An 11,757-nucleotide genomic window follows, 5' to 3' on the forward strand; every position below is an offset into this window, starting at 1 on the left:
CAGATGGCCAGTCCCGCCGACCCCAGACCCGCCGCGGAAACCGCCGCCACTTCCGCCGCCACACCTGAAAAGCCCAGCGACAGCTATGTGCAGTCCTTTGCACGCGGGCTGTCCGTGATCCGCGCCTTCAACGCCGAACACCCGGCACAGACCCTGACGGAAATCGCCCAGGCCAGCGGCCTGACGCGCGCCGGCGCGCGCCGCATCCTGCTGACGCTGGTGGGCCTGGGCTATGTCCAGGCAGAGGGCCGGCTGTTCCGCCTGACGCCCAAGATCCTGGATCTCGGCTTCGCCTACCTGACCTCGATGCCATTCTGGAACCTGGCCGAGCCGATCATGGAGGCGCTCTCGCAGCAGGTCCACGAAAGCTGCTCGATTTCCGTGCTCGATGGCACCGAGATCGTCTACGTGCTGCGAGTGCCGGCGCGCAAGATCATGACCATCAACCTGTCGATCGGCAGCCGCCTGCCGGCCTACTGCTCGTCGATGGGACGCGTGCTGCTGGCCGGCCTGGCCGATGACGAGCTGGACCGCGTGCTGCGCAATACCGACCTGCGCGCGCGCACGAGCCGCACCATCATCGATCCGGACGCGCTCAAGGGCGTCATCGCCGAGATCCGCACGCGCGGCTGGGCGCTGAACGATCAGGAACTGGAAGAGGGACTGGTGTCGCTGGCCGCGCCTATCCGCAACCGAGCCGGCCATACCATTGCCGCCCTCAATATCAGCGGGCAGGCCAACCGCACCAGCGCCGCGGAAATGCTCGAGCGCTTCCTGCCCTCGCTGCTCGAAGCGGCCGGCAAGATCTCCGGACTGGTCGGCCTGCGCACCTGAGCGGCACAGCCCCCCGCGCCGGGGCCGCTAGCGCTGTCGCTACAGTTCGACGCTGCCGAACTCCGCCGAGCGCGTGCCCTCCACCGGGCGGTTGCTCGCGCCAAAGTAGGCGAACGCCACCGACAGCTTCACCGCATTCGAACTGTTCCGGCCCGCGGCATGGAACAGCCGGCTGTCGAAGAACAGCACGTCGCCGCGATGCAGCGCCAGCGATGCGGCGCCCTGCAACAGCGGCTGGCTGGCCGGGTGGGCTTCGATCAGGAACTCGGCCGGGTCGAGCTGGCCGGGCTCCAGCACCGCCTGGTGCGAGCCGGGGATGACACGCAGGACCCCGTTGCTCTCGTCCTCGTCGCCCAGCGCCAGCCACACCGTCACCAGCTCCGGGCTGATAAACGACCAGTAGCGCGTATCGCGGTGCCAGCCGGTCTGGCTGCCGTAGTGCGGATGCTTGGTCATCACGCAATTGTGATGCGCCAGCGTGATGCGCGCGGGTTCGCCGAGAAGGGCCTGCACCACGGCGGTCAGGCGCGGGTCGGTCGCCCAGTCGCGAAACACCTGGTCGCGTCCGTAAGCCTGCCGCAGGCGCCTGACGGTACCGCCACCTGCGGCATCGCGATTGGCCGGCGCCCCCGGGTAGCCGAGGTCGGCCTCGAACTCGACGGGCGGGATGGCCGCGGCCAGGTGGGTGCGCGTCACCGCCTCAAGCGCGGCGCAGGCCTGCTCGGGGGCAAAGTCCCGCAGGACGATGAAACCATCCTTGTGAAACGCCTCGGCCAGGCGCTGCAGCGCGGCGGGATCGGGTTCGGTGGAAGTGGCAGGCGGGAGGGAGACAGCGTCCAGCGGGGAGGTCATCGCGGCAGAGGGAGATTCAGGCCAAGGCACAGCCAATACGATGATGATGCCAGAACCCGGCGGACCTCGCCCGGCCTGGCGGGCGCATGCGGCCCTGCATCGGCCGTCTTCGTGCGGAAACAGACTGTGCCGTGCAAGACGCACGCCGCTACAATGCGCGAATTCCCCTGTCTCCCAGCCCGAGGCCAACGTGACTGCTCGCCCCCGGATCGTCGCTACGCTCACCGAAGCCCAGACCCGGCTTGGCCGCATCGTGCTTGGCAAGCCGCGCCAGATTCGCCTGGCACTCGCGTGCATGCTGGCGCGCGGCCACCTGCTGCTGGAAGACCTGCCCGGCGTCGGCAAGACCACGCTGGCGCACGCGCTGGCCCGCACGCTGGGGCTTCAGTACCAGCGTGTCCAGTTCACGAGCGACCTGCTGCCCGCCGACCTGATCGGCGTTTCGGTGTTCGTGCGCGACTCGGGCGAGTTCCGCTTCCATCGCGGGCCGGTCTTCGCGCAGGTGGTGCTGGCCGACGAGATCAACCGTGCCCCGCCCAAGACCCAGAGTGCGTTGCTCGAAGCCATGGCCGAAGGCCAGGTCACGTATGACGGCGCCACCCACGCACTGCCATCGCCATTCTTCGTGATCGCCACGCAGAACCCGCTCGAACAGCTCGGCACGCACGCGCTGCCCGAGTCGCAACTGGACCGCTTCACCATGCGGCTGTCGCTGGGCTATCCCGACCCCGCGTTCGAACGCGTGCTGTACCTGGGCGGCTCCACGCCGCCGCAGCTCGAGCCGGTCATGGACGCCGCGCAGGTGCTGGCATTCCAGGATGCCGCGGCACAGGTCTATGCCAGCCCCGCGCTGGTCGATTACGTGCTGGCGCTGGTCCAGGCCACGCGCGCAAGCAGCGCCTTTGCGGCTGGGCTGTCGCCGCGCGCGGGCCTGGCGGTACTGGCCTGCGCGCGGGCATGGGCGCTGCTGGAGCAACGCGAAATGGTGCTGCCCGAAGATGTGCAGGCGGTCTTCACCGCCGTGGCGGCGCACCGCCTGGCGCCCGTCGGCGCGCGAGCCGGCACAGACAGCCTGGCCGCGTTGCTGGCCAGTGTGCCCATTCCCTGACGGCCATGCCGCGCGATTTGTCCGCGGCAGCCCGCCATGCCGCGCTGCCGCAGGCCGGCGCAGGGCCGTATCGGCGCCGCTGGTTCCGGCCCCCGCGCGTGCCCGAGCAACGCGAGGTGCGGCTGGACCGCCGGCGCCTCTACATCTTGCCCACCCGAAGCGGCCTCAGTTTTGCGGTACTGCTGCTGGCGATGCTGCTGACCTCGCTGAACTACAACCTCAGCCTCGGCTTCGGGCTGACGTTCCTGCTGGCAGGCATCGGCATGGCGTGCATGTGGACGGCGTATCGGAACCTGCTCGACCTGTCCGTCACCGCCGATCCCAATGCTCCCGCGCAAGAGGCCTTCGCCGGGCAGGACGCGGCCTTCACGCTGCGCTTGTCGAACGCTGACGCGCAGGCCCGCATCGGCATTGAAGCCAGCGTCGCGGCCATGCCCGGGGTCGCGGCCCCCGGTATCACGCTGGACGCCGCCAGCGACGGCACCCTGACGTTGCTCGTACCGGCCGTGCAGCGCGGCTGGCTGCGCCTGCCACGCATCACGCTCTCCAGCCGCTTTCCGTTCGGGCTGCTGCGGGTCTGGGGCTATGCAGAACTGGGCCTGTCTGTGCTGGTCTTCCCGGCGCCAGAGTCCGCCGCACCGCCGCTGCCCCCGATGGCAGCCCTGGACCCTGGCGAAGACGGCAATACCAGCGGCCACGTCACTGACGAAGGCATCGACCAGCTTCGCAAGTACCGCAGCGGCGACCCGCTGCACCGCATTGCCTGGAAGCACAGCGCGCGCACCGGCCGCTGGATGAGCCGCGCGGGAGATTTACCGGCGCGGCCGACACGCTGGCTGGACTGGCGCGCCCTGCCACCGGGCATGCCGGCCGAGGCCCGGCTGTCCCGGCTATGTGCCTGGCTGCTCGCGGCAGGCGATGAAACGGAACTCGGCCTGCGCCTGCCCGGCGTGGACATCCGGCCCGGGCACGGCGCGGGCCATCGCCGCGCCTGCCTGGAAGCCCTGGCACTGTGGCGCGCGCCACATGGCGCAAGCGCAGGCCCGGCATGAGCACGCAGGCGCGGCCGCTGGCGCACCGGGATCACGGCGTCTTGCTCGGCCAGCTCGCGCTGGTCCTCGCGCCGCAGGCGCGTACGCTGCCTGTGGCGGTCAGCCTGCTGCTGCTCGCGCTGCTGGGCTGGCGCTGGCTGCTATGGCACAGGCAAGCACCGCTGCCATCCAGGGTGGTGCTGGGCTTGGCGGCCGTGCTGGTGCTGGGCCTCGCCGCCGCGCTGATCTGGCAGGATGGCGGCGGCACCATGCGCGACCTGGCCGTCGCCCTGCTGGGCGCCTTTGTCGTGCTCAAGCTGCTGGAATGCCATAGCCTTGCGGACGCGACCCTGGTCGCGCAGCTGTCGTTCTACCTGTTGCTGACGCTGTACCTGTCCGACCAGCCATTCTGGCTGGCACTGTATAGCGTGGCGATCGGGGCGTGGGTGCTGCGCAACTGGCTGCTGCTGCATCACCCTGAAGCGCGTGGCCGGCTGGCGATCTGGCCGCTGCTGGGCCGCATGGCGCTGATCGGCCTGCCGTGGACACTCTTGCTGTTCGTGCTGTTTCCACGACTGGAACATCCGCTGTGGCGCCTGCCGGAATCGGCGCCGGCGACGCGGACCGGCATCAGCAATGTGATGCGGCCGGGAAGCGTCGGGCAACTCGTACGCTCGCCGGAAATCGCGCTGCGCGCCGAGATCGACGGCAATGCGCTGCCCGCGGGTGCCCTCTACTGGCGGGCTCTGGTGTTGTGGCAGTTCGACGGCGCAAGCTGGCTGCCCGTCGCGCAACGCCAGCAGGCGATGTTACCTGCTGCCCCACCGCAGGCCGAGTCGCAGCAGGCCGGCAGCGTCGACTACACCATCACGCTGGAGCCAAGCCAGCAGCGCTGGCTGTTCGCGCTGGACCGCGGCGTGGCGGTGTCATCGAACGCCAACGCCCGGGTCTCCGCGGATGGCGAGTATTTCCTGGACATGCCAGTGGAGCAACGCATCCGCTACCGGGCGCGCTCCACCCTTGGATCCTCGCCAGAACCCCTGTCGGCACGCACGCGGGCACTGGCCCTGAGCCTGCCGCCGGGCAACCCGCGCGCACGCGAACTGGCCGCGCAATGGGCCGGCAGCTATGCCGAACCGCTGCAGCGCGTGCAGGCAGCCCTGCACCTGTTCGCCTCGGCGCCGTTCGGCTATACGCTTCGGCCGCCGCCGCTGGGCGCGGAACAGATCGACAGCTTCCTGTTCGAGACGCATCGCGGATTCTGCGAACACTATGCCAGCAGCTTCGTCTTCCTGATGCGCGCGGCGGGCGTGCCGGCACGGGTAGTGGCCGGCTACCTGGGCGGCGAGTACAACCCGATCGGACGCCACTACATCGTGCGGCAGGCCGACGCCCACGCCTGGGCCGAGGTCTGGCTGGAAGGGCGCGGCTGGGTGCGCGTCGATCCAACCAGCGCAGTGGCCCCCAGCCGCGTCGAACAGGGGCTCGATGCGGCACTGGGCGGCCGGGATTCCGGTGTCTGGTCAGCGGGCCAGGAAGCCGGCTGGTTGCGCAACCTGCGCTGGGCCTACGACGGGCTGACCTACACCTGGCAGCGCTGGATCCTGCAGTACGACCGCGGCCAGCAGGAGCGGCTGTTCGGCGACTGGCTGCCGGGCTTCAGCCTCGCGCAACTGCTTGCATACGGACTGGCCGCGCTCAGCCTGCTGGCACTGCTGCCGCTATCGCTGCTGCGCCGGCGGACGGACCCGGTCGACGCGTGCTACGCGCAGGTGTGCCGCATGCTGGCGCGCCATGGCTTCGAGCGCGGCGCGGCCGAGGGTCCGCAGGCCTTCGCCGAACGCGTCGCGGCCGGGCTGCCCCACGCGGCACCGGCAATCCATGCATTCATCGCCAACTATATCGGCCTGCGCTACGGTGCGATGCCGGAAGCACGCCGGGCGGCGGCAGTCGCGAACCTGCGCGCAGGCTCGCGCCGCGTATCGTCCAGCCTTCGCATAGGGCACGGGCAGCGCACCGCCGCCGGCGAGATTCATTCCGTTTGATATAATTTCATTTGTAATTATCTCGAACGAAATCACCTGGGCTGGCAAGCCGGCATCCGGGTGATCCGCACCATGTCCTTTGAGCAACGTATCGAACGTTTCAGCGCGGCCCACCCGGATGCTCCGCGCGACCTGATCCTGGCGTCGCGCCTGCTGCTTCGCACCGCGCGCCTGCTGCGCGATCACATCAACCGGACGCTGGCGCCGTTCGATCTCGACATGAGCCAGTACCTGGTCCTGAGCATGCTCGCCGTCGACGAGGGGCAGCCCAGCATGCCGTCCGAACTAGGCGCGACCATAGACGCCACGCGCACGCAGATGACCCGGCTGCTCGATGGCCTGGAAGCGCGCGGTCTCGTGCATCGCCGGGCCTCCGCGCAGGATCGCCGCGCGCTGGAACTGACGCTCACCCCGACCGGTCGGCGCCTGCTCGAGCGCGCCCTGCCGCTGGTGCACGCGGCTTATGCCGAAGCCTGGGCGCCGGTAGGCGAAAGCGGCCTGGCCGCGAGCACCCGCGTGCTGAACCGCCTGCACCAGAGCCTGCAAGCCCTGCAGCCATGAACCCGGAATCTCGCTGGCAACCGCTCTGGCAGCTGCGCCTGGGCATGCGCTGGCTGCGGTGGCTCAGCCACCGGCAGCGCCAGACGCTGCTGATGCTGCTGCTGGCGCTCGCCACCGGCGTGGAATTTCTCGAGAACATCATGTTCGTGTTCGCGTCGAGCCACATCATGGGCGGCATCGACGCGGATCCTCGCAGCTTCGCGCTGGCGCAGGCGGCCTATGCCGTCGGCAGCATGCTCATGATCCTCCAGCAGCAATGGCTGTCGCGCCGCTTCGGCTACCGCTACTACCTGACCGGCGCGCTGCTGGTCTTCATGGCCGGCACGCTGGGCGCCGCCACCAGCCATTCTCTCGCGCAACTCGTGGGCGCCCGTTTCGTGCAGGGATTTGGCGGCGGCGCGCTGTTCACGAGTTGCCGCATCCTGGTCGCGGTCCTGTTCGGCCCGGCAGACCGGCCGCGTGCGAGCCGCATCTTCATGACGGGCATCTTCACGGCGAGCGCGCTGGGACCGGCATTCGCGGCAGAACTGGTGGACAACGGCGTCTGGCAGGACGTGTTCTATGGCGCGCTGCCGTTTGCCGCGCTCGCCACCCTCGGCGCCTGGGTACTGCTGCCCGATGTGGAGCCGCGCCGGCCGGCCCCAAGCCCAACGCTCGGCCCGCTGCTGCTGTTTGGCGCGGCCATTGTCACGCTGCAGGCCGCCATGACCGAGGCCCGCTTCGACATCTTTTCCCACCCGATACGGCTGGCGCTGATAGCCGCCGCCGGCCTGGGCCTGCTGGCCGCGTTCCTGTTGCATCAGTGGCACCATGAGGCGCCGGTGCTGCACCTGCGGGCACTGCGTAATCCCGTCTACCTCGCCGGCATCGGGATGTACTTCGTGTACTACATGATCAACAACCTCAGTGCCTACGTGTTTCCGATCTACGCCGAGCAGGCGCTGCGGATTCCGCTTGCCACCACCGGATGGCTCAATACCTTTGCCGCGCTGGTGAGCCTGACTGGGGTCATGGTCTACCTGCGGTACGCATCGCGGCTGACGCGCAAGAAGCCGCTGATGGTGACCGGGCTCCTGCTGATGGCCGCCACCGCATGGTGGTTCTCTCGCATGCCGCCGGACGCGGGGCCGCCCGCGCTGGCCTGGGGCCTCGTCGGCAAGGGCCTGTTCGGCGTGATGGTCATCATCCCCATCGCCGGGCTGACATTCCGCTCACTGAGCGGAGAAGAATTCGCGCACGGATACCGAAGCAAGAACCTGATGCGGCAGATCGCCAGCTCGTTTGCGTCGGCCATCGGTGCCGTGTTGCTGCAGAACCGGCAGTTCGCCGTGCATGACAGCCTGGTGCATGCGCTCGGGCAACAGACGGCGGAAACGCAGTTATGGATGCAGTCGGCACAGGTCGCTCTGGCCGCTCGTGGCCTGGATGAAGCGCAGGCACACCATGGCGCGCTGGCTCTGCTCGGCGGTCTGCTGGAACAGCAGTCGCGTCTGATTGCTTGCGAGGATCTCTACCGCCTGATTGCGGTGCTGGCGCTGACCGCTGCGGTGTACATGCTGCTGCAGCGCCGCCTGGACTGACGCGCTACGTGGGACGGCGCCATCGACGTGGCCACCGGAGGAAAATCAGAAATCAGAACAACGAAAGCTGGCGCATGCCGAAGCCGATGGTCTCTTCCACGCGCGCGCGCGCATGGACCAGCGATCCTTCAGCGCCCGAGTAGTTGCCGGCCGCCCAGTGATAGACCACTGGCACGTCGCCGCGGTCGGACAGGCGAACCTCGCCCAGCTTCTCGCCGCGCTCATTGCGGTAGAAATGCGAACGGTAGCCGCGCTCCCAATGCGGGGGCGCTTCCTTCTTGCGCCGCCGGGGGCTCGGCGCAGATTGAGCGGTGGGCGCAACGCGCCGCGCTCTCTCGGGACCCGGTGTAATGGCTCGGGTGAAATCCAACTGCATAGACTTCCTTGTTCTGTCGATTGAGCAGGAACCAGGGTCGGCGGGCCGTGCCGCCGCATGCTTCGTGCATCGCAGTCGAGATCATACCTGCTGTCGCGCTTTCTGTAAGCCCTTCCTTGCGCGGAAACCGGCTTCCGGCAAGGGTTCGCGGGTCGTATACGCAGTTCGTATACGGTGCGTATACCGTCGGTAAACGTCGCCGTATACCCCCGGTATACGGCGACCCAAAGACCCGGAAGCCTTGCCGGTAAACGCTTGCGAGGCGTCAGCCGAGGTCGAGCGGAATGAAGATGCGCGCCTCGTCGCGCTGTACCAGCAGTGCTACCTGCTTGCCGGACTTGGCCACCAAGGCACGCAGCTGATCCGCCGAAGCGATCGGCGTGCCGTTGAGCGACAGAATCACGTCGCCCGGCTGGATGCCTACGCGCGCGGCCGGACCGGCTACGTCTTCCACGACGAGCCCGCCCTCAATTCCACTCTGGCGCTTCTCCGCAGGCGTCAGCGGCCGCACGGCGAGTCCGAGCCGTCCGCCGGCCTGGTTCTCGCCACCCTTCTGCGCGACCACCTCGTCCTTGGCGGCGCCTACCTTCACCGACAGCGTCATGGGCTGGCCCTTGCGGATGACCTTCACCGCCGTGTCGGTGCCCGGCTTGATATCGGCAACATGCTCCGGCAGATCGCCCGAGTGGTCGATGACCTCATTGTCGAGCTGCACGATGACATCGCCAGGCTTGAGGCCGGCTTTCGCTGCAGGGCTGTCGGGCTCGACCGAATTGACCAACGCGCCCGATGGCTTGGGCAGGCCGAACGATTGCGCCAGCGCCTGGTTGACTTCCTGCACCGAGATGCCGAGGCGGCCGCGCGTGACCTTGCCATGCGCGACCAGTTGCTGCTCGACCTTTGTCGCCACGTTGATCGGAATGGCGAACGAAAGACCCTGGTAGCCGCCGGTCTGGCTATAGATCTGCGAGTTGATACCGATCACCTCGCCACGCTGGTTGAACAGCGGGCCGCCGGAATTGCCCGGGTTCACGGCAACGTCGGTCTGGATGAACGGGACGTAGGTGTCGTCAGGCAGCGAGCGCGATTTGGCGCTGACAATGCCCGCCGTCACGGTGTTCTCGAATCCGTAGGGCGAGCCGATGGCCAGCACGGGCTCGCCGACCTTCACACGCGACGGATCGCCCAGCCGGACTACGGGCAGGTCCTTGGCATCGATACGGATGACCGCCACGTCGGTCTGCTGATCAGTGCCAAGCACCTTGGCCTTGAACTCGCGACGGTCGGTCAGCTTCACGGTGACCTCCTGCGCGCCGTCCACCACGTGGGCATTGGTCAGGATCAGCCCGTCAGGACTAACGATAAAGCCCGAGCCCAGGCCCTTTACCAGTTGCTGCCCGCCTTGCGGACCCTGGAACTGCGGCCCGAACCGCTTGAAGAACTGGAACAGGGGATCATCGGGATCCATTCCCGGTGGCGTCTGCATCGCGGTGCGTTGCGCACGTGCGGTAACGCTGATGTTGACCACGGCCGGCCCGTACTGATCGACAATGCCGGAGAAGTCCATCGGCGTGGCTACGGCGACGGACTGCGCCGGCGCGGCCGCGGCGGCAGGCGTGGACGCGGCGTACCCCGGCGTGATGACTTCCTTCTGCAAGTAGGCATAGCCACCACCGATTGCGGCAAGCGCGGCAAAACCAATGGCGGTACGTGCGATGGTCTGGCGAATCATGGAATCTCCTTTCCCAGAAATACTCATGCGCCGCTGCAGGTAGCGATGTGGCGCGACAGGTTGATGCTAACCAGCGAGACTTAAGACATCCTTAAAGCTCAGACCGCCTCATTCATCACTTTTTATCTGTTTCAAAATTTATATTGCACACAATCAAATTGCGTCTAATATATCTTCATGGAAGACACGCTCACTGACCCGAAAGAAGACTGGCTGCTGCTGGACCGTCAGCTGTGCTTCGCGCTGTACTCGACATCGCTGGCGATGACCAAGGTGTACAAGCCAATGCTGGATGAGCTTGGACTCACTTATCCGCAATATCTGGTGATGCTAGTGCTGTGGGAGCATGAAACGCTCACGGTATCCGAGCTTGGTACGCGCCTCGCGCTGGATTCCGGCACGCTGACGCCCCTGCTCAAGCGGCTGGAAAGCGCGGGACTGGTGAGTCGCAGGCGTGATGTCGCGGACGAGCGCCGCGTGCTTGTGGCCTTGACCGGGGCCGGCCGCAACTTGCGGCAGGCGGCGGTCGGCATTCCGGAAAAATTGCTGTGCGCCACGCAGTGCCGGATCGATGAGATCCAGTCACTGACCCAGCGCCTGCATGCGTTGCGGTCGTCGCTGGAACAGGCGCGGACCGATTCCTGAGCAGCCGCGCGAGGCGAATGCTCATCTGCCCTGACGGGCAACACTACCCTGGAGCTCTCATGAAACTCGAAAAAGTCCTCTATACCGCCCATGCCACCGCTACCGGTGGGCGCGATGGCCGTGCCGTCACGTCCGATGGCCAACTCGACACCAAGCTGGCGCTGCCGAAGGAAATGGGCGGAAAGGGCGACGGCCTGAATCCGGAGCAGCTGTTTGCGGCCGGATACTCGGCCTGCTTCATCGGGGCAATGCGCCATGTTGCCGCCCAGCAGAAGATCGTGCTGCCGGCGGATACATCCATCGAAGGCTCGGTCGGTATCGGCCCTATTCCTCAGGGCTTCGGCATCCAGGCCGAACTGAAGATCTCGGTGCCGGGCTTCGAGCGCGAAGCCGTGGAAAAGCTGGTCGAGCAGGCACACCAGGTTTGCCCGTACTCGAATGCCACGCGTGGAAATATCGAAGTGACGTTGACAGTGGTTTGATCAGCGGAAGCTGACAAGCCAAAAAGGCGTGCGCCCTTGCGGCGTACGCCTTTATTCTTTCAGGACTCTGGTTGGCCCAGCGTCGCGCAAAATGCGATCTTTTGCGCGGAACTCATACGTTTCGTCGCCAGTTCCGCCTTCAGCGCCTCCGATTTCGACGAGAAGGAAATCTGTCCCAGCACCCGCAGCGGCTTGCGCGATCGCGTATATTTCGCGCCTTTTCCCGCCAGATGCTGTGCGAAGCGGCGCGCCACGTCCGTGGTTATGCCGGTGTAAATCGAGCCGCCAGTGCATTCGAGCAGATAGAGGTACCACGGGTGCTCATCGGACATGAATACTGAATCGGAAAGAGATCCGTGAATCTTACGACCTGTCAGACGGCCGCGAAAGTGGGCTGGCGGGTTTCACCGAGTCGCCGCCCCAAAAGCAAAAACCCCTCGCAGCACATGCTGTCGAGGGGTTTTGCATTGTAAGAGCCTGGCGATGACCTACTTTCACACGGGTAATCCGC

Annotated in this window: 12 protein-coding genes; 8 read left to right on the forward strand and 4 right to left on the reverse strand. The window is 66.9% G+C overall.

What is annotated here, in order from left to right; translation table 11 throughout:
* The first annotated feature begins 3 nt into the window (after positions 1-3).
* On the forward strand, positions 4-834 hold the full coding sequence (locus AC3FNH_RS23245) for an IclR family transcriptional regulator (protein WP_276102794.1): 831 nt from the start codon (positions 4-6) through the stop codon (positions 832-834).
* A gap of 39 nt (positions 835-873) precedes the next feature.
* Here AC3FNH_RS23245 and AC3FNH_RS23250 read toward each other — a convergent pair whose 3' ends face one another.
* Complete coding sequence (locus AC3FNH_RS23250) at positions 874-1,686, reverse strand: phytanoyl-CoA dioxygenase family protein (RefSeq protein ID WP_488721712.1); 813 nt, start codon at positions 1,684-1,686, stop codon at positions 874-876.
* 190 nt (positions 1,687-1,876) lie between these two features.
* Here AC3FNH_RS23250 and AC3FNH_RS23255 point away from each other — a divergent pair, with 190 nt between their 5' ends.
* From AC3FNH_RS23255 to AC3FNH_RS23275, 5 genes are all read left to right on the forward strand, one after another.
* A complete protein-coding gene (locus AC3FNH_RS23255) occupies positions 1,877-2,794 on the forward strand; it encodes an AAA family ATPase (RefSeq protein WP_488721713.1) in 918 nt (305 codons plus the stop codon).
* 5 nt (positions 2,795-2,799) lie between these two features.
* A complete protein-coding gene (locus AC3FNH_RS23260) occupies positions 2,800-3,846 on the forward strand; it encodes a DUF58 domain-containing protein (RefSeq protein ID WP_488721714.1) in 1,047 nt (348 codons plus the stop codon).
* Positions 3,843-5,870: a transglutaminase TgpA family protein gene (locus AC3FNH_RS23265; protein ID WP_488721715.1), complete on the forward strand. Its 2,028-nt coding sequence runs from the start codon at positions 3,843-3,845 to the stop codon at positions 5,868-5,870. The genes AC3FNH_RS23260 and AC3FNH_RS23265 overlap by 4 nt, the downstream gene beginning before the upstream one ends.
* A gap of 72 nt (positions 5,871-5,942) precedes the next feature.
* Positions 5,943-6,431: a MarR family winged helix-turn-helix transcriptional regulator gene (locus AC3FNH_RS23270; RefSeq protein WP_276102789.1), complete on the forward strand. Its 489-nt coding sequence runs from the start codon at positions 5,943-5,945 to the stop codon at positions 6,429-6,431.
* On the forward strand, positions 6,428-8,011 hold the full coding sequence (locus tag AC3FNH_RS23275; protein WP_488721716.1) for an MFS transporter: 1,584 nt from the start codon (positions 6,428-6,430) through the stop codon (positions 8,009-8,011). The genes AC3FNH_RS23270 and AC3FNH_RS23275 overlap by 4 nt, the downstream gene beginning before the upstream one ends.
* A gap of 52 nt (positions 8,012-8,063) precedes the next feature.
* On the opposite strand, the gene AC3FNH_RS23280 is transcribed toward AC3FNH_RS23275, so the two are convergent.
* Positions 8,064-8,387, reverse strand: a complete 324-nt coding sequence (locus AC3FNH_RS23280) for a hypothetical protein (protein WP_488721717.1) — start codon at positions 8,385-8,387, stop codon at positions 8,064-8,066.
* Positions 8,388-8,652: 265 nt separating this feature from the next.
* Positions 8,653-10,119: a DegQ family serine endoprotease gene (locus AC3FNH_RS23285; RefSeq protein ID WP_488721718.1), complete on the reverse strand. Its 1,467-nt coding sequence runs from the start codon at positions 10,117-10,119 to the stop codon at positions 8,653-8,655.
* Between the two features lie 177 nt (positions 10,120-10,296).
* Here AC3FNH_RS23285 and AC3FNH_RS23290 point away from each other — a divergent pair, with 177 nt between their 5' ends.
* Both AC3FNH_RS23290 and AC3FNH_RS23295 read left to right on the forward strand, forming a co-directional pair.
* Positions 10,297-10,764, forward strand: a complete 468-nt coding sequence (locus AC3FNH_RS23290) for a MarR family winged helix-turn-helix transcriptional regulator (RefSeq protein WP_488721719.1) — start codon at positions 10,297-10,299, stop codon at positions 10,762-10,764.
* A 59-nt stretch (positions 10,765-10,823) separates the two neighbouring features.
* On the forward strand, positions 10,824-11,246 hold the full coding sequence (locus AC3FNH_RS23295; RefSeq protein WP_276102784.1) for an organic hydroperoxide resistance protein: 423 nt from the start codon (positions 10,824-10,826) through the stop codon (positions 11,244-11,246).
* A gap of 59 nt (positions 11,247-11,305) precedes the next feature.
* On the opposite strand, the gene AC3FNH_RS23300 is transcribed toward AC3FNH_RS23295, so the two are convergent.
* A complete protein-coding gene (locus tag AC3FNH_RS23300) occupies positions 11,306-11,578 on the reverse strand; it encodes a GIY-YIG nuclease family protein (RefSeq protein WP_488721720.1) in 273 nt (90 codons plus the stop codon).
* Positions 11,579-11,757: the final 179 nt, after the last annotated feature.

The organism is Cupriavidus sp. 22TCCZM01-5, from assembly GCF_057798915.1.

Coding starts and splice junctions, on each gene's coding strand:
- AC3FNH_RS23245 (WP_276102794.1), top strand. CDS start 4: ATGGCCAGTCCCGCCGACCCCAGACCCGCCGCGGAAACCGCCGCCACT.
- AC3FNH_RS23250 (WP_488721712.1), bottom strand. CDS start 1,686: ATGACCTCCCCGCTGGACGCTGTCTCCCTCCCGCCTGCCACTTCCACC.
- AC3FNH_RS23260 (WP_488721714.1), top strand. CDS start 2,800: ATGCCGCGCGATTTGTCCGCGGCAGCCCGCCATGCCGCGCTGCCGCAG.
- AC3FNH_RS23265 (WP_488721715.1), top strand. CDS start 3,843: ATGAGCACGCAGGCGCGGCCGCTGGCGCACCGGGATCACGGCGTCTTG.
- AC3FNH_RS23270 (WP_276102789.1), top strand. CDS start 5,943: ATGTCCTTTGAGCAACGTATCGAACGTTTCAGCGCGGCCCACCCGGAT.
- AC3FNH_RS23275 (WP_488721716.1), top strand. CDS start 6,428: ATGAACCCGGAATCTCGCTGGCAACCGCTCTGGCAGCTGCGCCTGGGC.
- AC3FNH_RS23280 (WP_488721717.1), bottom strand. CDS start 8,387: ATGCAGTTGGATTTCACCCGAGCCATTACACCGGGTCCCGAGAGAGCG.
- AC3FNH_RS23285 (WP_488721718.1), bottom strand. CDS start 10,119: ATGATTCGCCAGACCATCGCACGTACCGCCATTGGTTTTGCCGCGCTT.
- AC3FNH_RS23290 (WP_488721719.1), top strand. CDS start 10,297: ATGGAAGACACGCTCACTGACCCGAAAGAAGACTGGCTGCTGCTGGAC.
- AC3FNH_RS23295 (WP_276102784.1), top strand. CDS start 10,824: ATGAAACTCGAAAAAGTCCTCTATACCGCCCATGCCACCGCTACCGGT.
- AC3FNH_RS23300 (WP_488721720.1), bottom strand. CDS start 11,578: ATGTCCGATGAGCACCCGTGGTACCTCTATCTGCTCGAATGCACTGGC.